We start from the raw sequence: 17,621 nt of genomic DNA, 5'->3' as shown, positions 1-17,621 counted from the left end.
AGTTGGCGCGGTGACACACGAGTCGCCGTTCCCGTGAAGGGCACCCCGGCCGTCAGCGGCCTCGCCGACGGCGCACCCGCCACGCCGGCTTCACGCCAGGGAGACGTCCGGGCAGTGAGAGAAGACTCCTGCCCGGCGGCCGGGTCTGCTTCAATGGGCACATGGCCGACTACCAGAGGTGCATCGCGACGGGTCGTCACGACCTCGAGCCCTTCTGGCCTTCCCGTCAGCACCACGACTTCGACCGGGTGTGTTGCCGCGCGGTGAACGCGCGGGCCCTCTGAAGCCGTACACCCCGGCCTCCGGCCAGCGCGAAACGACGTACGTCCTCCGGCGCGCCCGACCACGAGTCGCGGCCGTCGTCCTGCTCGACGAACTCCTCGCGCGAAAAGAGCTGACCTCTCATGGCGACCACTCGTTCCCTCCCCACCGCCGTCCGCACCGCCGCCTCCCCTTCCCGCGACGGCGCCCGGCACCGGCTGCGTGCCGTCGACACGGACGAGGCGGTGCGGGTCGCGGACCTGCTGCCGCCCGGTGCGACCTGGCTGCCCGCGCCGCAGCACGCCCTGCCCGCCCTGCCCGGCCGGCCCCCGATGGTCGGCTACCTGGTGCTGGTCCCCGCCGACCAGCAACCGCCGTTCCCGCCGGTCGCGGCGCCCGGGGCGACGGAGGCGGAGACCGCCGCCGGCGCCGACCCGCTGGTACGCATCGACCCCGCACGGCGCACGGCCCGCGTCGACGGCCGCGAACTCCACCTCACCTACCTGGAGTTCGAGCTGCTCGCCCACCTGGTGGCGCATCCGCACCGGGTGCACACCCGCGACCAGCTGGTCACCACGGTGTGGGGGTACGGCCACATCGGCGACGGCCGCACCGTGGACGTCCACGTCGCCCGGCTGCGCCGCAAGCTGGGTGCACAGCACCGCGCCACGATCCAGACGGTGCGCCGGGTCGGATACAAGTACGTCCCTCCGTCCGGGCGTTGACCCCTTCTGCCCTCGGCAGATCCGGTTCCGCTGCGGCTTTCCCGGCAGGCATGATCGCGGCATGAGACTTCTTGTGCTCGGCGGTACGGAGTTCGTGGGACGGGCCGTGGTGACGGCGGCGCTCGAGCGCGGCTGGGAGGTCACCGTCTTCCACCGCGGGCGCGGCCGGGCCCCCGCCGGGGCTCGGTCGCTGCACGGCGACCGTACGGTTCCCGACGGGCTCGCCGCCCTCGCCGCGGACGGCGGGAGCTGGGACGCCGTGGTGGACACCTGGTCGGCCCAGCCGCGCGCGGTCCTGAACGCGGCCCGGCTGCTGCGGGACCGGGCCGGCCGGTACGTGTACGTCTCCAGCCGGTCCGTGTACGCCTGGCCCCGTGGCTCGCTGAGCGGGGCCACCGAGGACGCGCCGCTGGTCGAGGGTGCCGCCGCGGACGCGGAGCACACCGAGTACGCGCAGGACAAACGGGGCGGCGAGCTGGCCGCCGTCGAGACCTTCGGCGCGGACGGCTCGTTGCTGGTGCGGGCCGGGCTGATCCTCGGCCCGCACGAGAACATCGGCCGGCTGCCCTGGTGGCTGACCCGGATCGGCCGCGGCGGCCCGGTCCTGGCCCCCGGCCCCCGCGACCTGCCTCTGCAGTACATCGACGCACGCGACCTCGCCGAGTGGATCCTCGGTGCCGTGGAGCAGCGGCTGAGCGGGCCGTACGACCTGGTCAGCCCGTCCGGACACACCACCATGGGCGAGCTGCTGGACGAGTGCGTGCGGGCCACCGGCGCGGCTGCCGAACTGCGCTGGACCGAGCCGCAGGTGATCCTGGACGCCGGGATCGAACCATGGACCCAGCTGCCGGTGTGGACACCGCCCGGGACCGACCTGCACGACGGGGTGCACCGCTCGGACGTGTCCCGGGCGGTGGCGGCGGGCCTGGTCTGCCGGCCGGTCCGGGAGACCGTCGCCGACACCTGGCGCTGGCTGACCGACATCGGGGGCACCGCGCCGCAGCGGCCGGACCGGCCGGTGGTGGGCCTCGCCCCGGACGTCGAGGCGGCGGTGCTGGCCGGGCGTCAGGCATAGCCGGGGGGTGTACCTGGCACCACCTCTGACGTGGGGCTTCGGCCAGTGACCCGGGTCGGCGGGTCGGGGAGACTGGCGTCATGAACCTCAACAAGAAGAGCATCGGCGCCCACACCCGGGAGGTGGTGCTGGCCGCGGTCCGGGGGCTCGCGCTGGCGGTGGCGATGCTGCCGGTCTCGGTGCTCTGCTTCGCACTCACCCTCATCTCGGTCGCGCTCGTCCCCCTCGGTGTCGGTCTCGTCCTGACCCCGTGGATCCTGGGCGGGGTCCGGGACGTCGCGGACGTGCGACGGCGCCTTGCACACGAGTGGGGCGGGGTGCGGATACGGTCGGCGTACCGTCCGGTCCCGGCGGGCGCCAACCCATGGACGCGCACCTTCGTGATGCTGCGTGACCCGCAGGTCCGGCGGGACGTGCTGTGGCTGCCGGTGGACATGACGGCGGGCCTCCTCACCGCGATGCTCCCGGCCGTGCTGCTCCTGAAGCCCTTCGAGGGATTCCTCGCGGCAGCCGGGCTGTGGCGGGTGCTGGCGGACGACGGCCGGACGTACTGGTACCTGTTCGTGCCGGTCTCCGGCCCGGCGACCGCCTTCGCCGCCGCCGTGGTCGCCGCCCTGCTCCTGGCACTCGCCTTCCTTTACGCCCCGCGCCTGTTCAAGGCCCACTTCCAGCTCACCCGGGCCGTCCTCGACACCGGGCAGGAAGAACTCGCCGAACGCGTGCGGGTGCTGACGGAGACCCGACGGGACGCCGTCGACACCTCGGCCGCGGAACTGCGCCGCATCGAACGTGATCTGCACGACGGCGCTCAGGCCCGGCTCGTCGCCATGGGCATGGACCTCGGCACCGCGGAGATGCTGCTCGACAAGGACCCGGCACAGGCGAAGAAGCTGCTCGCGCAGGCCCGGCAGAACTCCGCCGAAGCCCTGGAGGAGCTGCGCGACCTGGTGCGCGGCATCCACCCGCCGGTGCTGGCCGAACGCGGACTGGGCGATGCCGTACGCGCGCTGGCACTGCGGCTGCCGCTGCCCGTGGAGGTGAGCGTGGAACTGCCCGGCCGGGCGGACGCGCCGGTGGAGTCGGCGGCGTACTTCGCGGTCAGCGAGGTGCTCACCAACGCCGTCAAGCACTCCGGCGCCGACCGGGTATGGGTGGACCTGCACCACGCCGACGGCATGCTGCGGATCGGTGTCACCGACGACGGCCGGGGCGGCGCCGTGGCCGGAGCCGGCTCGGGGCTCGCCGGGGTCGAGCGGCGGCTCGGTACATTCGACGGTGTCCTGGCCGTCAGCAGTCCCGCGGGCGGCCCCACCATGGTCACCATGGAGATTCCGTGCGCGTTGTCCTAGCCGAGGACCTCTTCCTGCTGCGCGACGGGCTGGTCCGGCTACTGGAGGCCTACGGCTTCGAGATCGCCGCCGCCGTCGAGTCCGGCCCCGAACTCACCCGGGCGCTGGCCGAGTTGCGGCCGGACGTGGCCGTAGTCGACGTACGGCTGCCGCCCACGCACACCGACGAGGGCCTGCAGTGCGCGCTCAAGGCCCGCCGCGAGCGGCCCGGCCTGCCGGTGCTGGTCCTGTCCCAGCACGTGGAGCAACTGTACGCGCGCGAACTGCTCGCCGACGGCGACGGCGGGGTCGGCTACCTGCTGAAGGACCGGGTGTTCGACGCGGACCAGTTCGTGGACGCGGTACGCCGGGTCGCCGCGGGCGGTACGGCGATGGACCCGCAGGTGATCCAGCAGCTGCTGTCCCGGCGGTCCGCCGGGGACCGGCCGCTCGCCAAGCTCACCCCGCGCGAGCGGGAAGTGCTGGAGCTGATGGCGCAGGGCCGGTCGAACACGGGCATCGCCGCGCAACTCGTCGTCACCGAACGGGCTGTCGCCAAGCACACCTCCAACATCTTCGCCAAGCTCGGACTCGAGGTGTCGGACGACGACAACCGCAGGGTGCTGGCGGTGCTCGCCCACCTGGACATGGATTCCTGAAGACGGCTGAACACCCATGGGGCGGCATCCGTATGGAAGGACGCCGCTTCACTCCTGCCGGGCGCCTCGATGCTGCCCCGGCAAGGACGTCATGAGGAGTTCCATGGGACGCAACACACGAAAACGCCGTACGCCGCCGGCCATCAGGGCCATAGCCGCATCGGCGGCCCTGGCGCTCGGCGGGGGCGGGCTGCTGTGGGCGAACTTCCACGCCTCGGCGCACGAGTCGGACAACCGGTCGTGGGGAGGCGACCGGACCAAGGCCGCCACGGCGCAGGTGGTGACGATCTCCTGCCCGGACGTCGGCCAGCAGCTCACCGACGTTCCCGCCCGGGCCCGCACGGAGGTCGACGGGGAACTCGCCACCCTCGACGGCCAGATCACCGACGCCTACCAGCGCCTGGCGACCACGCGGGACGCGCAGGCGCAGGACGCGAGTTTCGTGCAGAACTCCATCCTGCAGCCGCTCCAGGACCGGCGGAAGGCGATCATCGACCGGATCCGGCTGGAGATCGACCGCGTCGGCGGCAGCGCACCCGACAGCCTGGACGCCCTCGCCCCCTGCACCGGCGCACCCGCCGACCGGACGACGGCCGGCGGGTGGGGGAACACCTCCGGCCCGCAGCAGGGCAACGGCGCCACCGCGAGCCCGGGTACCGGCACCGGCGACGCGCAGCAGGGCGGGCAGCAGGGCGGCGGACAGCAGCAGGGCGACGGCGGGCAGGCCGGCAACGGACCGGTCGCCGCCGACTTCGTCGACATCACCGAGGTCCAGCCTGACGTGCGGGCGAAACCGAGCCGCACCGGCAACGCCTCCACCGGCACGTTCGTCACCCACTGCGGGGTGAACGCCAACAAGAACCACAACACCGACAACGTGATCGTCGCGCCCGGCGTGGCCAACGGCGCGCACCACCTGCACGACTACGTCGGCAACCAGAAGGTCGACGCCTTCGCCGGCAACCAGACGTTCCTGCGGGGCGGCACCAGCTGCCAGAACCGCAACGACCTGTCGGCGTACTACTGGCCGGTGGTCCGCGTCCAGGACGGCTCCCAGGACTTCGACCAGAACGCCGACGGCGGCGGCAAGGAGGGCAACGTCGGCCGGATCCTGACCCCGGTCCAGGCACAGATCAAGTACGTCGGCAGCCCCACCGGCAAGGTGGTGGCGATGCCGCAGTTCCTGCGGATCATCACCGGTGACGCCAAGACCACCACCAACGGCCTGGCCAACGCCAACGCGCACTGGAGCTGCACCGGCTTCGAGAACAAGGTGCAGCTGACCACGCAGTACCCGATCTGTCCGCAGGGCAGCAACGTGGTCCGCACGTTCGCGTTCCAGAACTGCTGGGACGGGCGGAACATCGACAGCGCCAACCACCGCACGCACGTGGCGTTCGCCGACGAGAGCGGCACCTGCCCGAGCGGCTTCAAGGCGATCCCGCAGCTCACGATGCGGCTGGTGTACAAGATCACGCCGCCGGTGATCGAGAACGGCGTGGTGAAGAACGCCTACGCGGTGGACGGCTTCCCCGAGCAGTTGCACAAACCGGCCACCGACCACGACGACTTCATCAGCGTCACGAGGAACGGCCTGGCGAACAGGATCGCGAACTGCATCAACACCGGTCAGCGTTGTCAGTGAACCCCCGCCGGACAACGGGCGGCGGACTCCCTCCCGCCGCCCGTTCTCCTGTCCCGGCCACGTCATCCGCCGTGCGCGTGGTGATCGGCGCCCCTCTCCACGTCCCCGCCGAGCCTGCCGCGCAGCGCCCTGACCGTCCCGTCGTCGCCGACGGCCACCCACTTGCGGCCGACGAGGTAGCAACCGCCGTAGTCCTCGGCGTCGTCGAGCCACTCACGCTGCCCACGGTCGGTGGCGAAGGTGGCGAGGACGAACCTGCCGTCGCCGTTCCTGCACAGGGCCTGGCGGATCTCGTCGGTGTCGGTCTGCATCTTGGGCGTGCACCTCGCCTCCGCGGCCAGGCTCTCCAGACTGCCGGTCGCGGTGGGCGGCACCGCCTTCGTGTCCGCGCTCGCACCACAGCCCGCGAGCGTCAGCACCGCCGCGCCGCCGATCACCAGTCGTGTCCACCTCATCGGTTCCTCCGGTCCCGGTGGGCCGGTCGTCATGGCCCAGTCCCGTCGGATACGGCTGCCGCGGGCGTCGTGCTCAAATCCAGTACCGCGAGAGGCACGGACGTGCCAAAGTGCCCAGGTGAACCAAGACTGGGAAGACCGGGTGACCACGGCCTGGGCCGCCTTCGACACCTATCCGGAAGAGCGGGCGGACGAGTTCCGCGCGCTGATCGACAAGCTCGTCGCCGAGCTGCCGGACGACAGCCCGCTCGGCCCCTTCGAGCGGGCCTGCGCCTGGGACTCCACCGGGCATTCGGACAAGGCGGTGCCGCTGTACCGCGAGGCGCTCGCGCTGGGGCTCACGGGCTACAAGGGGCGGCGGGCCAGGATCCAGCTGTCCAGCTCGCTGCGGAACATCGGGCAGGCGGAGGAGGGCGTCAAGCTGCTCACGCCCGAACTGGACGCGCCCTCGGACGAGTTGGACGACGCGGTACGAGCCGCCCTGGCCCTGTGCCTGTCCAGCCTCGACCGCGACCGCGAGGGGCTGTCCCTCGTGCTCGGCGCGCTCGCCCCTCATCTGCCGCGCTATCAGCGGTCGATGGCCAACTACGCGCGCCTGCTGGTCGAACCCGAGGACTGAATCACCCGTCCGGCGGTGACCAACCCGCGCCTGGTTCGTTCTCCATGACGTGTGGTCACAGGATGTAGCCCAGCGTAACGCCCCCGTCTCTGCCTCTTCCGGAGCCCCGGGCCCGGTCGACGTCGAGCAGGCCGAGGCCACGCTCGTCGAGTACTACCCGCGACTGGTCCGGCTCGCCTACCTGGTACTGCCACCGGGTCTCGGCCGGGGCCGCCGGGTGCTGACCGCACACGCGCTGGCTCAGCGGGCCCTGCCCCGGGGCCGTAAGCGGACGTCGCTGATCCCGTCCCAGTCCGCGGACCGGAACAGCGACCCCGGGTACGCGTACCTGCGCGGGCGGGTGCTGCGGACGGCTCTGGACGCCGCCCGCCCGCGCAGGGGCCTGCCCCGGCTGTCCCAGCTTCCGCCGCTGCTGCCCCAGGTGTGGGGCCTGCGCCTGTTCCCGCGCTCCGGCGGAGCCGACGAACTCGCCCTGGACCAGCGGCTGTCCGCGCTGCCGGGCGCCGCCCGTGCCGCGTACGCACTGCGCGGCCTGGAGAGCATGCCCGACGCCGAGGTCCGCAAAGCCCTGAAGGCCGCCGGGGTCACACACCCCGAGAGGGCGCTCGCGGAGGCGAACGGCGTGCCCGCGCACTACGGGCTGCTCGCCTCCCCCGAGTTCGACGCCTGCACGCTCCAGGCCCGCCCCACCGACCTGATGCGTCGCCGCCAGCACACCAAGGCCGCCCTCGCCGCGGCGGGGGCGCTCGCGGTGGCCGGGGCACTGATCGCCGCGCCGGGCGGCGGCTGGGGCCCCGACGGCGCCGCCGCGCCCGCCTATGTGGCGAACCCGGCCGCCGAGGCCGCCCTCGATCCCGGCAGGCTGACCCGGGTCTCCCCCACCGCCTGGCGGTCCGCGAGCCGCACCGACTTCTCGGTGTGGCCCGCGCGTGGCGCGCTCACCGGCGACGTGGGCCTGCTGCGCCGGGCCCTCGCCGTCTGGGCCCGCCCCGGAGCGACGGTCCGCGTCTCGGCGACCCCCGGCACCCAGACCGGCGGCCCGGCCGGCCCTCCCCAGCTGCTGTACGCGGGCGAGGTGGACAACGCGCGCGTGGTGATCCTCTACGACGGGTTGCGCATCGCCCGCTACGCCGAGCCCAAGGACGGTACCGCGGGTGCCGCGCTGGACTTCGCCCGCGCCGACGGCGCCTCCGGCGCGGAGGCGGACGCGCTCGTGCTGGGCCGCTCCGACGGCAACGTCCGCTATCTGACGGGCCCCTGGGTGCGCAAGGCGGCCGTACGGGACCTGACGAAGCCGGACGCGGCGGCCACGGGCGTCACCCTCACCGACGGCGTCACCGCGCCGGTCGCCAGTCCCGCCGTGCGGTCCGGCAGCTGCACCTCGTGGAACGTCCTGCAGTTCACGGACGCCTCCGGCGACCACCTCGCGACCGACCTCGGCGAACTGGTCCCGGCCCACCTCACCACCGGACGCCCCGGCGCGGCCGGCGAGGCGGCCGGCAGCGCGGGGCTGCGGTCCTGGGCGCCGTTCGCCTGCTCGCTGGCCGCGGAGCGCTCCGCGGGGGTGCGCAGCGTCAACGCGTGGGGCTTCGCCGAGCAGCCGCTGCCCGACGGGAGCGGGGTGGGCCAATGGGTGTGCACGCGGGCCGAGACCTGGCGCGGTGACGGGACGACGGCGCTGGCCCAGTTCCGGACACCGGGCAGCGCGGCCGGGGCGGTGGCGGCCAAGGGCGCCGACGTTCCGGCATGCGGGCCGCGTGATCCCCATGTGCTGGCCGGGGTGCTGTGGAAGTCCCAGGCGGGGCACTGGTTCCTGCTGGCCGCCGGCAGCAGGGACACAGCGACGATCAGCACGAGCGGCGGGGTCACCGCGGCCGGGCAGGGACCGCTGCTGACAGTGCGGGCCGAGCAGGGGGCCCGGGCCGACCTGAAGGGGACACTGGCGGACGGGCGGTCGATCAGCGGGCTGCGCTGAGGAGCCCGCACGGACGCCTGTTGACACTTATGTAAACAAGCCCCGCCGGAAGGGTTCTCAGAGCGACTACCCATCAGTACATTGACGCCATGTCTCACAAGCTGGCCCGGCCGGTGGAGTCCGAACACATCGCACTCACGGCCCGCAACGTGTCCTTCTCGTGGCAGGACACCCCGCTGCACTGGGTGCCCGGCGACCCCTTCACCACGCACACGATCAACGTGCTGCACCTGCTGCTGCCCGCCGGTGAACGGTGGTTCGTGCACGTGTACAAGCAGGTGCTGCCGCTCATCCGGGACGAGCGGCTGCGCGAGGACGTCGTCGGGTTCATCGGGCAGGAGGCCATGCACTCCCAGGCCCACGACGAGGTGCTGCCGCACCTGCGGGAGCAGGGCCTCGACCCGACGCCGTACACCGCGCAGGTCGACTGGTTCTTCGAGAAGCTGCTCGGCGACCGCACGCTGCCGCCGGGCAGGGCGCGCCGCTGGTGGCTGCTGGAGCGGGTCGCGCTGATCGCGGCCATCGAGCACTACACCGCCTTCCTCGGCGACTGGGTGCTGGGCGCGACCGAGCTGGACCGGCGCGGCGCCGATCCGACCATGCTGGACCTGCTGCGCTGGCACGGCGCCGAGGAGGTCGAGCACCGCTCGGTCGCCTTCGACCTGTTCATGCACGTCGACGGCAGCTACCGGCGCCGGGTGCGCACCTGGGCGACGGCGTTCACCGCGCTGGTGTTCCTGTGGCAGCGCGGGGCCCGTTTCTTCATGGAGAACGACCCGACCCTGGTGGACGGCAAGGCCTCCTTCAAGGACTTCTACCTGAGCGGCCGGCGCGGCACCCTGCCCAGCACCGGGGCTGTGCTGAAGTCCGTCCCGCGCTACCTCAGCCGCACCTACCACCCCTCCCAGGAGGGCTCCACCGCGCGGGCTGTCGCCTATCTGGCCGCCTCCCCCGCCGCGCTCGCCGCGCAGCGGGGGTCCCACGCCGTCGAGGCAGAGGGGGAGGTGTCGTGATGCCGAAGCTGCATACCGTCGCGCTCGTCGCGGGCGCCGCCGTGCTGACCCGGCGGGCCCTGCGCCGCCGCGTCCGGTCCTCGCCGCTGTGGCCGCTGCCCGCCCTGGACCCGCCGGTCTCCGGCCGGCCGCGCTCACGCGCCATGCGGCTGCGGCTCGCCGCGCACGAGACGATCGCCGACGGTGTCGTACGACTGCGCCTGGAGGGCGGACAGTTGCCGCGCTGGGAGCCCGGTGCGCATCTCGACGTGGTGCTGCCGTCGGGGCTGGTACGGCAGTACTCGCTGTGCGGCGACCCGGAGGATCCCTCGTCGTACACGGTCGCCACGCGGCTCGTCGAGGACGGGCGCGGCGGTTCCCGCGAGGTGCACGAGCAGTTGGCCGAGGGCATGGAGCTGGAGGTGCGCGGCCCCCGGAACCGCTTCCCGCTGGTCGAGGCGGAGTCGTACGTCTTCGTCGCCGGCGGTATCGGCATCACCCCGATCCTGCCGATGCTGCGCTCCCTGCCGGACGGCGCCGACTGGCGGATGCTGTACTGCGGGCGGACGCGGGCCTCGATGCCCTTCCTGGAGGAGGTGTGCGGGCTCGCCGGGACGGGGGTGCCCCCTGCTGGAGCGGAGCCGAGAGCTCCGGGGAGGCTGACCGTCGCCGCCGAGGACGAGGTCGGGCGGCCGGACCTGGACGTGCTGTTCGCCGGGATGCCCGCGGGGACGGCCGTGTACTGCTGCGGCCCGGAGGGACTGATGGCGGCGGTCGAGGCGCGGCTGCCCGAGGGTGCCGCCCTGCACCTGGAGCGGTTCGTGCCACGCCTGTCCACCGAGGGCAACCGGGCCTTCGAGGTCGAACTGCGGCGCAGCGGGCGCACGTTGACGGTCGAGGCCGACACCACCGTGCTGACCGCCGTGCGCCGGGAGCTGCCGGACACCGCCTACTCCTGCCGGCAGGGTTTCTGCGGCACCTGCCGACAGCGGGTGCTGGAGGGCCAGGTGGAGCACCGGGACGAGCTGCTCACCGATGCGGAGCGTGCCGACTCGATGCTCATCTGTGTGTCGAGAGCCAGAGGTGAGCGTCTCGTGCTCGACATGTGAAGCTTCTCTGGCGCATACCGAGGCCGTCCGGCCCCTTGGGGGGCCGGTTCCCCTCGGTAAGGTGTTCGCATGAGTACCGGGGTTCGCCGCAGGATGGGCGTCGAGGAGCGGCGGCAGCAGCTGATCGGTGTCGCCCTCGACCTGTTCAGCCGACGATCGCCCGACGAGGTCTCCATCGACGAGATCGCGGCGGCGGCGGGCATCTCGCGCCCCCTCGTGTACCACTACTTCCCCGGCAAGCTCAGCCTGTACGAGGCCGCGTTGAAGCGTGCCTCGGACGATCTGGCGGCGCGGTTCACGGAGCCGCGCGAGGGGCCGCTCGGGGCCCGGCTGCTGCGCGTGATGCGCCGCTTCTTCGACTTCGTGGACGATCACGGCCCCGGTTTCTCCGCGCTGATGCGCGGCGGCCCGGCCGTGCCCGCGGACGGAGTCGGCACGAAAGACCATGCGTCGACGGCCAACGCGCTCATCGACTCCGTACGGCAGGCCGCGTTCGACCAGATCCTCACGCACCTCGAGGTGACGGAGGCCTCCCCGCGGCTGGAACTGGTCGTCCGCTCGTGGGTCTCGCTCGCCGAGTCGACGGCGCTGCTCTGGCTGGACGGGCGGCGCATCCCGCGTGCCGAGCTGGAGCGCCAGCTCGTGCACGACTTCGCCGCCCTGGCCGCGGTGAGCGCGGCGTACGACGAGGAGATGGCCGCCCTGCTGAAGAAGATAGTGAAGGACGAGCCGGCCGACGGCCCCTTCGCGGAGCTGATCGGCCGGCTCGTCTCGCTGGGCTCCTAGCGATCGAACTTCCGGTACGACGGGTCGAGGTCACGGACCTCGGCGGAGGCGTGCAGGGTGACGCCGTCCTGCGGCGGCACGTGCCCCCGGATCAGCTCCAGCACCGCCTCCGTCAGCCGCGCCTTCGTCTCGTCGCTGCGTCCGGCGAGGAGCCCGATGCTCACGTGCACGATGGCGTGCCCGCCCGCCTCGGGATCCTCGTATCCGAACGCACAGGAGTCGCTGTACCGGAACAGCGTCTTGCACGCCTCCGGCTTCGCCGCGGCGATCTCGACGGTCGCCTCGTGCAACGCCCGCGCGAAGCCCTTCTCGTCGAAGGAGTCTTCCACCGGGTGCGAGTAGTCGACGGTGATCTGCGGCATGAGCACTCCTGTTCCACGGCTAAGGTCCGACCCTACTGCGCCGCCCGCGTGAACACCGCCACGGTCCGCGCCGGGACGGTGAAGGTGCCCGAGTCGGCAGCGTAGGAGGAGGTCTTCACCACCGCGTCCGCGCCGTCGGCCTGAACCGGGTGCAGGGCGTACGGCGTCCCGGCGAGGGCGCCGATCCGCTGCTCCTGGCGCTGCGGGGTGGCGTTGAAGACGACGACCAGGTCACCGAGCTTCATGGTGATCACGCCCGGGGTCTCGTCCTTGCCCGACAGCGGGAAGGAGAGCTGGTCCTGCACCTGCGCGGCCGTACCGAGCGAGAACGCCTGCTCCGTCGTGCGGATCTTCAGCAGGTCCTGGTAGGCGGCCGAGGCCCCGTCGATCTCCGGGCAGCCCACCTTGACCGTGCCCAGCAGCGGCTCGGCGTAGGTCCACTTGGACTTGTTGTCGGCCGCCATCGGCAGCCCCTGCCCGAAGCCGTTGCCGTCGGCGCAGTTCCAGTGGATGGCGTTGAACCAGTCGCCGCTGTCGAAGGAGTTGCGGTCCAGGGACTTGGAGCGCAGCAGGTCGCTGCCCGCCTGGGACATGGCCGGCCCCTGCGAGAGGGCTGCCGTGGCCATCGCGAGGACCTGCATGCGGGCCCGGTCGGACGCGGACGTGTCCTTCGGGAGCTTGTAGGCCAGCGCGTCGAACAGCGTCTCGTTGTCGTGCGCGTCCATGTAGGCCACGGCGTCGCCGGGCGCGTCCGCGTAGCCGGCGGGCGCGCCGTTGTAGTCGACCTCGGCGCCGGTGACCTCCTTGCCGTCGTCGTCCGTGAAGTGGTACTTCGCGAGGTTGCCGGTCAGCCCGATCTTGATCAGGTCCTGGTAGTGCAGCAGCCGGGCCTTCTGCTCCGCCTCGGTGCCGTTGGCGGTGGAGGAGTTGGGGTCGGTGTACAGGCCGGACGCGAAGCCCTGGACGCCGGGGTCGGAGTCGAAGGGGCTGCCGCCGCGCACCGCGTCACGGGCACGGTCGGAGAAGGTGGCGATGCCGGTGCCGGCCATGTTCGCCTGTGTGGCCTGCACGAACCGGGCGTCGTTCGCGACCTCCCCGAAGTTCCAGCCCTCCCCGTACAGGATGATCTTCTTGCCGTCGACGCCGTCCTTGTCCAGGGTCAGCGCGTCGAGGGCCTTCCTGACCGCGAGGATGTTGGCCTTCGGGTGGTGGCCCATGAGGTCGAAGCGGAATCCGTCGACCTTGTACTCCTTGGCCCAGGTGACGATCGAGTCCACGACCAGCTTGCCCATCATCGCGTTCTCGGGCGCGGTGTTGGCGCAGCAGGTGCTGTTGGCCACGCTGCCGTCGGCGAGGAGCCGCTGGTAGTAGCCGGGCACGATCTTGTCGAGGACGGAGGTGTCCGCCTGGCCGCTGGCCGCGGTGTGGTTGTAGACGACGTCCATGACGACCCGCAGGCCGTCCTCGTTCAGCGCCTTGACCATCTTGCGGAACTGGACCGTGCGGGCGGTGCCGTCCGGGTCGGTGGCGTACGAGCCCTCCGGCACGGTGAAGTGGTACGGGTCGTAGCCCCAGTTGTAGGCGTCCTTCGCGGCGATCTTCGCCACGCACTCCTGCTGCTTGTCGGAGTCGGCCGGGTAGGCGGCGAGATCGCAGTCGGTGGTCGCCTGGTCGGCCTTCTTCTCGGGGACCGTGGAGAAGTCGAAGGCGGGCAGGAGGTGGACGTACGACGTCCCGGACTTCGCGAGCTCCTTCAGGTGCCGGGAGCCGTCGCTGTCCTTGTCCGTGAAGGCCAGATAGGTGCCCTGGTCCTTCGCCGGGACGGTCTTGTCCGCGACCGAGAAGTCCCGGATGTGCAGCTCCTGGATCTGCGCGTCCTTCAGCGGCACTGCCGTGGGCTTGTGCAGGCCCGCCCAGCCGCTCGGGGCGAGGGACTTGTCGCCCAGGTCGACGACCAGGCTGCGCTCGGAGTTCGCGGTGAGGGCGACCGAGTAGGGGTCGGTGACCTTGTTGGTGACCATCTTGCCGACGCTGGGCGCCCAGACCTTCACCACGTACCGGTAGGCCTTGCCCTTCCAGGACGCCGGGCCGGTGACGGACCAGACGCCGGTGGTGTCGTCGCGGTGCATGGCCTTGACCGAGCCGTCCAGCTCCAGTGAGACGCTCTGCGCCGTGGGCGCCCAGACGGCGAGGGTGGGCCTGCCGTCGTGGAAGACCGGCCCCAGCTTCGCCTTCGTCGCACCGGGGTACAGGTCGTCCAGCACGCCCGCGATCTGCACGCCGGTCGCGGCCAGGACGGCGCCGTTCGCGGCCCGCTGCGAGGCGACGAGCTGGCCCTTGAGGGCCGCGCGCACCCGGTCCCGGTCGCGCGGGTCCACGGACCAGGCGGCATAGTCCTTCAGGTGCGGGAACTTCGCCTTCTGGGCGTCCGTGAGGCTGGTCTTCGTCAGCCGGATCCAGCGCTCGTCGTCGCTGGTCAGCGTCCCGTCCTTGACGGCGATCGAGCCGTCGTGGCTGGACAGCAGCTGGGTGGAGGCGGCTGCGTCGGCGCCGTTCCAGGCGAGAGTGTTCCGGTCGATCCAGATCGCCTTGGAGGTGGTCAGGTCGAGGGCCGCGGCGCTGCCCGCCGACTGCGGCAGCAGGTACTTCTCCTGGCCGTTCAACAGCCACACCTCATGGCCGTTCGCCTTGAGGTCCAGGGACTGGTCGGTGGCGAGGTCCTTCTCGCCGCCCTTGTGGATGATGTAGCTGAGGCTGGTGGCACCCTCGGTGAGCGGTACCTCGAAGACCGCACCATAGGCATCAGTCTTCACCGGCTTCAGCGGGTCCGACCAGTCGGTGGGGTTCGCGGCACCCGTCCAGACGTGCAGGCCCCAGCCGTCGTAGTCCCCGTCGGCGCGGTGGTAGTGGATGACCGCCTTGGTGGTGTCCTGCGCGGGGTAGTCGGGCCGCTGGGTGCGGATGTCCGGGTTGCCCTGCTCGATCCAGACCTCACCCGTCCTGGTGACGTCGATGCTCCGGTCGGCGGAGACGTCCTTGTTGCCGTCCTTGTCGATGACCAGGAAGCCGACGGTGGACGCGCCCGGCTTGAGCTTGACGTAGGCGAAGGCGCCGTACGCGTCCCGGCCGACGAACGGATGGCTGGCGGGCCAGTTCGTGGCCTCGCCGTCGGCGAGGTCGCCCCAGGCGTACAGGCCCCAGTCGGCGTAGTCGCCGTCGGTGCGCTTGTAGTGGACGACCGCGTAGTCCCGGGAGGAGGCCCTGGGGATCTCGGGGGCGGCCGGGGTGCCGGTGGTGCTGTCCGCCAGGGTGCTCGCGGTGTGTCCGGCGGAGTCGATCACGACCGCCTTGTAACGCAGCGCGGTGCCGGCCGGTACGTCCTTGCCGATGACCTGGGTGACCTTGTAGGGGGCGTGGTCGGCGGAGCCGAGCGTCTGCCAGGCGCCGTTTCCGACCTGGGCGGCGAAGACGACCCGGTTCAGCCGGCCGCCGTCCACGTCGGCGCCGACGTCCACGGTGCCGGTGGCGCCGGCGGCCGGGGCCTTCAGGGTGACGGTGGGCTGGGTGGCGGGCTCGGCGAGGGTGCCGGTGGCCTTGTAGACGACGGCGGAACCGGCCGGGACGGAGACGGTGACCTTGCGGTCGGCGTCGGACGTCAGCGTGCCGTTCGTGCCGTAGACACCCTGGTAGGCCATGTCCGCCGACCCGGTCGCGAAGGTGGCGGACTTCTCGTCGTCGGCGTTGTTGAAGGCGACGACGTACTCCTGGCCCGTCGCGGCGTCCGTGCGGGTGAAGGCGTAGATCCCGGCGCCGTCGGCGGCGTACCGCTCGGTCTGGACCCCGTCCGCCAGGGCCGGATTGTTCTTGCGGAGTTCGCTGAGCGCGGCGATCTCCTTGTACAGCGGTGCGCTCGTGTCGTACGAGTCGTCGGCGTGGGTACGGTCGGTGCCGATCTCGTCGTCGTCGAGGTAGTCGGCGACCTTGGAGGCGAACATGGTCTGGCGGGCGTCCTTGTCGCCTCCGGAGCCGGTGAAGCCCTGCTCGTCGCCGTAGTAGACGACCGGGTTGCCGCGGCTGAGGAACATCAGCTCGTTGGCGAGCTCGTCCTTGCGCAGGATCTCGGCGTCCGTGGCCTTCGGGTTGTCCTGCTTCAGGAAGTACCCGATGCGGCCCATGTCGTGGTTGCCGAGGAAGGTCACCTGCTCGTAGGCGTTGGCCTTGTCGGTCGTGTACTTGTAGTCGTCGCCGAAGACGGAGGCGAGCTTCTGCGCGCTGCCGCCCTGGGAGGCGTAGGTGCGGGCCGCGTCCTGGAAGGGGAAGTCGAGGGTGGCGTCGAGGCGGCCCTGGGTGACGTACGGGGCGGTGACGGAGGTGTCGGCGGAGTAGACCTCGCCGAACATGAAGAAGTTCTTCCGGCCCTGGGCGGCGGCGTACTTGTCCAGTGCCGTGGCCCACTGGGTCCAGAAGTCCATGTTCACGTGCTTGACGGTGTCGATCCGGAACCCGTCGACGCCGAAGTCGCGGACCCACCGCTCGTAGATCTTCTCCATGCCCTGGACGACCTCGGGACGCTCGGTCCACAGGTCGTCGAGCCCGGAGAAGTCGCCGTACGTCGTGGACTCACCGGCGTACGTGGAGTCGCCCCGGTTGTGGTACATCGTCGGGTCGTTGAGCCAGGCCGGGACCTTGCTGTCGCTCGTGACAGCCGGGGTGCGCGGGAAGGAGTCCGCGTCGACGGCGGGGAACTTCCGCGTGCCGTCGGCGTAGTCGGAGTCGTCGAAGGGCCGCCCGTTCTTGGTGAGGTACGGGAACGCCCCCTTGGAGAGGTACTCGTAGGACTTCTCCTGGTAGTCCACGACGTCGGCGGTGTGGTTGGTGATGACGTCGAAGAAGACCTTCATGCCCTTGGCGTGGGCCTTGGAGATGAGGGTCTCGAGGTCCTTGTTCGTCCCGAAGTGCGGGTCGACCTGGGTGAAGTCGGTGATCCAGTAGCCGTGGTAGCCGGCGGAGACGTTGCTGCCCGTCCCCTGCACGGGCCGGTTCTTGAAGATCGGCGCCATCCAGATGGCGGTGGTGCCGAGCCCCTTGATGTAGTCGAGCTTCTTGGTCAGGCCCTTGAGGTCGCCGCCCTGGTAGAAGCCCTTGTCGGTGGGGTCGTAACCGGTGCTGAGGCGTGACCCGGTGAGCCCGCCCCGGTCGTTGGCCGTGTCCCCGTTGGCGAACCGGTCCGGCATGACGAAGTAGAACTGCTCGCGCGTGTCGTCGTGCCGGGCGGGCTGAGCGGCGAGCGTGGCGTCCGAGGGAGGCGGGGGCGGGGTGTCCGCGTGTGCGGCGAGCGGGGGGACGAGTGCTGCGGCGAGGGCGACCGCGGTACCTGCCGCGCCGCGTCTGAGGAATACGGAACGGCGCGTTCCGGGCGCCGGCCATCTCGGTATCACAGGCGTGAACTCCTAGCGATTACGGCTCTGGTGGGCCCGGCCCGAGGCCGCGGCGCGGCTACGGGCCGGACGTCCGCGCGACCGTATCCCTAACGAAAGGTTTACAGCAAGAGGCTTGAAACAGACGGCAAGGACTTTCATCCAGCTTCTTGACGTGCGGTTCTCCACATGCGGGCGAACCGCCCGTACGCG

General features: G+C 71.6%; 13 protein-coding genes. 10 read left to right on the top strand and 3 right to left on the bottom strand.

What is annotated here, in order from left to right:
* The first annotated feature begins 404 nt into the window (after positions 1-404).
* The 5 genes from K7G59_RS06350 to K7G59_RS06330 all read left to right on the top strand — a co-directional run bounded on the left by K7G59_RS06350 (position 405) and on the right by K7G59_RS06330 (position 5,693).
* Entirely contained in the window at positions 405-986 is a 582-nt protein-coding gene (locus tag K7G59_RS06350; protein ID WP_225830960.1) for a winged helix-turn-helix domain-containing protein, read from the top strand.
* Between the two features lie 61 nt (positions 987-1,047).
* Positions 1,048-2,061 carry an NAD-dependent epimerase/dehydratase family protein gene (locus tag K7G59_RS06345; RefSeq protein ID WP_225830958.1) on the top strand — a complete coding sequence of 338 codons (1,014 nt, stop codon included), beginning with the start codon at positions 1,048-1,050 and terminating at the stop codon, positions 2,059-2,061.
* 80 nt (positions 2,062-2,141) lie between these two features.
* Positions 2,142-3,410: a sensor histidine kinase gene (locus tag K7G59_RS06340; protein ID WP_225830956.1), complete on the top strand. Its 1,269-nt coding sequence runs from the start codon at positions 2,142-2,144 to the stop codon at positions 3,408-3,410.
* Positions 3,395-4,048 carry a response regulator transcription factor gene (locus K7G59_RS06335; RefSeq protein WP_225830954.1) on the top strand — a complete coding sequence of 218 codons (654 nt, stop codon included), beginning with the start codon at positions 3,395-3,397 and terminating at the stop codon, positions 4,046-4,048. Before K7G59_RS06340 ends, K7G59_RS06335 begins: the two co-directional genes overlap by 16 nt.
* Before the next feature lie 103 nt (positions 4,049-4,151).
* A complete protein-coding gene (locus tag K7G59_RS06330; RefSeq protein WP_225830952.1) occupies positions 4,152-5,693 on the top strand; it encodes a DUF1996 domain-containing protein in 1,542 nt (513 codons plus the stop codon).
* Positions 5,694-5,755: 62 nt separating this feature from the next.
* Here the strand turns inward: K7G59_RS06330 and K7G59_RS06325 are convergent, their stop codons facing one another.
* Positions 5,756-6,148, bottom strand: a complete 393-nt coding sequence (locus K7G59_RS06325; RefSeq protein WP_225830951.1) for a hypothetical protein — start codon at positions 6,146-6,148, stop codon at positions 5,756-5,758.
* A 118-nt stretch (positions 6,149-6,266) separates the two neighbouring features.
* Here K7G59_RS06325 and K7G59_RS06320 point away from each other — a divergent pair, with 118 nt between their 5' ends.
* From K7G59_RS06320 to K7G59_RS06300, 5 genes are all read left to right on the top strand, one after another.
* Entirely contained in the window at positions 6,267-6,767 is a 501-nt protein-coding gene (locus K7G59_RS06320) for a tetratricopeptide repeat protein (RefSeq protein ID WP_225830949.1), read from the top strand.
* Between the two features lie 49 nt (positions 6,768-6,816).
* The gene (locus K7G59_RS06315) at positions 6,817-8,742 is read left to right on the top strand and encodes a hypothetical protein (RefSeq protein WP_225830947.1); all 1,926 of its coding nucleotides are present in this window, start codon (positions 6,817-6,819) and stop codon (positions 8,740-8,742) included.
* Between the two features lie 89 nt (positions 8,743-8,831).
* Entirely contained in the window at positions 8,832-9,755 is a 924-nt protein-coding gene (locus K7G59_RS06310; RefSeq protein WP_225830944.1) for a metal-dependent hydrolase, read from the top strand.
* Complete coding sequence (locus K7G59_RS06305; protein WP_225830942.1) at positions 9,755-10,843, top strand: PDR/VanB family oxidoreductase; 1,089 nt, start codon at positions 9,755-9,757, stop codon at positions 10,841-10,843. Before K7G59_RS06310 ends, K7G59_RS06305 begins: the two co-directional genes overlap by 1 nt.
* A gap of 69 nt (positions 10,844-10,912) precedes the next feature.
* On the top strand, positions 10,913-11,629 hold the full coding sequence (locus tag K7G59_RS06300) for a TetR/AcrR family transcriptional regulator (RefSeq protein ID WP_225830940.1): 717 nt from the start codon (positions 10,913-10,915) through the stop codon (positions 11,627-11,629).
* Here K7G59_RS06300 and K7G59_RS06295 read toward each other — a convergent pair.
* Together K7G59_RS06295 and pulA are read right to left on the bottom strand one after the other, a co-directional pair.
* On the bottom strand, positions 11,626-11,991 hold the full coding sequence (locus tag K7G59_RS06295) for a 5-carboxymethyl-2-hydroxymuconate Delta-isomerase (RefSeq protein ID WP_225830937.1): 366 nt from the start codon (positions 11,989-11,991) through the stop codon (positions 11,626-11,628). The genes K7G59_RS06300 and K7G59_RS06295 overlap by 4 nt on opposite strands.
* Positions 11,992-12,023: 32 nt before the next feature.
* Positions 12,024-17,429: a pullulanase-type alpha-1,6-glucosidase gene (gene pulA / locus K7G59_RS06290; protein ID WP_225830935.1), complete on the bottom strand. Its 5,406-nt coding sequence runs from the start codon at positions 17,427-17,429 to the stop codon at positions 12,024-12,026.
* Positions 17,430-17,621 lie beyond the last annotated feature (192 nt).

The organism is Streptomyces sp. NK08204, assembly GCF_020400585.1.
GTDB lineage: Bacteria > Actinomycetota > Actinomycetes > Streptomycetales > Streptomycetaceae > Streptomyces.
Note: the sequence above shows the minus strand (reverse complement) of the source record. Positions and strands in the feature narration are given on the sequence as shown.

Excerpts from the sequence above, each read along its gene's own strand:
- K7G59_RS06350 (WP_225830960.1), top strand. The coding sequence starts at position 405 with ATGGCGACCACTCGTTCCCTCCCCACCGCCGTCCGCACCGCCGCCTCC.
- K7G59_RS06345 (WP_225830958.1), top strand. The coding sequence starts at position 1,048 with ATGAGACTTCTTGTGCTCGGCGGTACGGAGTTCGTGGGACGGGCCGTG.
- K7G59_RS06340 (WP_225830956.1), top strand. The coding sequence starts at position 2,142 with ATGAACCTCAACAAGAAGAGCATCGGCGCCCACACCCGGGAGGTGGTG.
- K7G59_RS06330 (WP_225830952.1), top strand. The coding sequence starts at position 4,152 with ATGGGACGCAACACACGAAAACGCCGTACGCCGCCGGCCATCAGGGCC.
- K7G59_RS06325 (WP_225830951.1), bottom strand. The coding sequence starts at position 6,148 with ATGAGGTGGACACGACTGGTGATCGGCGGCGCGGCGGTGCTGACGCTC.
- K7G59_RS06310 (WP_225830944.1), top strand. The coding sequence starts at position 8,832 with ATGTCTCACAAGCTGGCCCGGCCGGTGGAGTCCGAACACATCGCACTC.
- K7G59_RS06305 (WP_225830942.1), top strand. The coding sequence starts at position 9,755 with ATGCCGAAGCTGCATACCGTCGCGCTCGTCGCGGGCGCCGCCGTGCTG.
- K7G59_RS06300 (WP_225830940.1), top strand. The coding sequence starts at position 10,913 with ATGAGTACCGGGGTTCGCCGCAGGATGGGCGTCGAGGAGCGGCGGCAG.
- K7G59_RS06295 (WP_225830937.1), bottom strand. The coding sequence starts at position 11,991 with ATGCCGCAGATCACCGTCGACTACTCGCACCCGGTGGAAGACTCCTTC.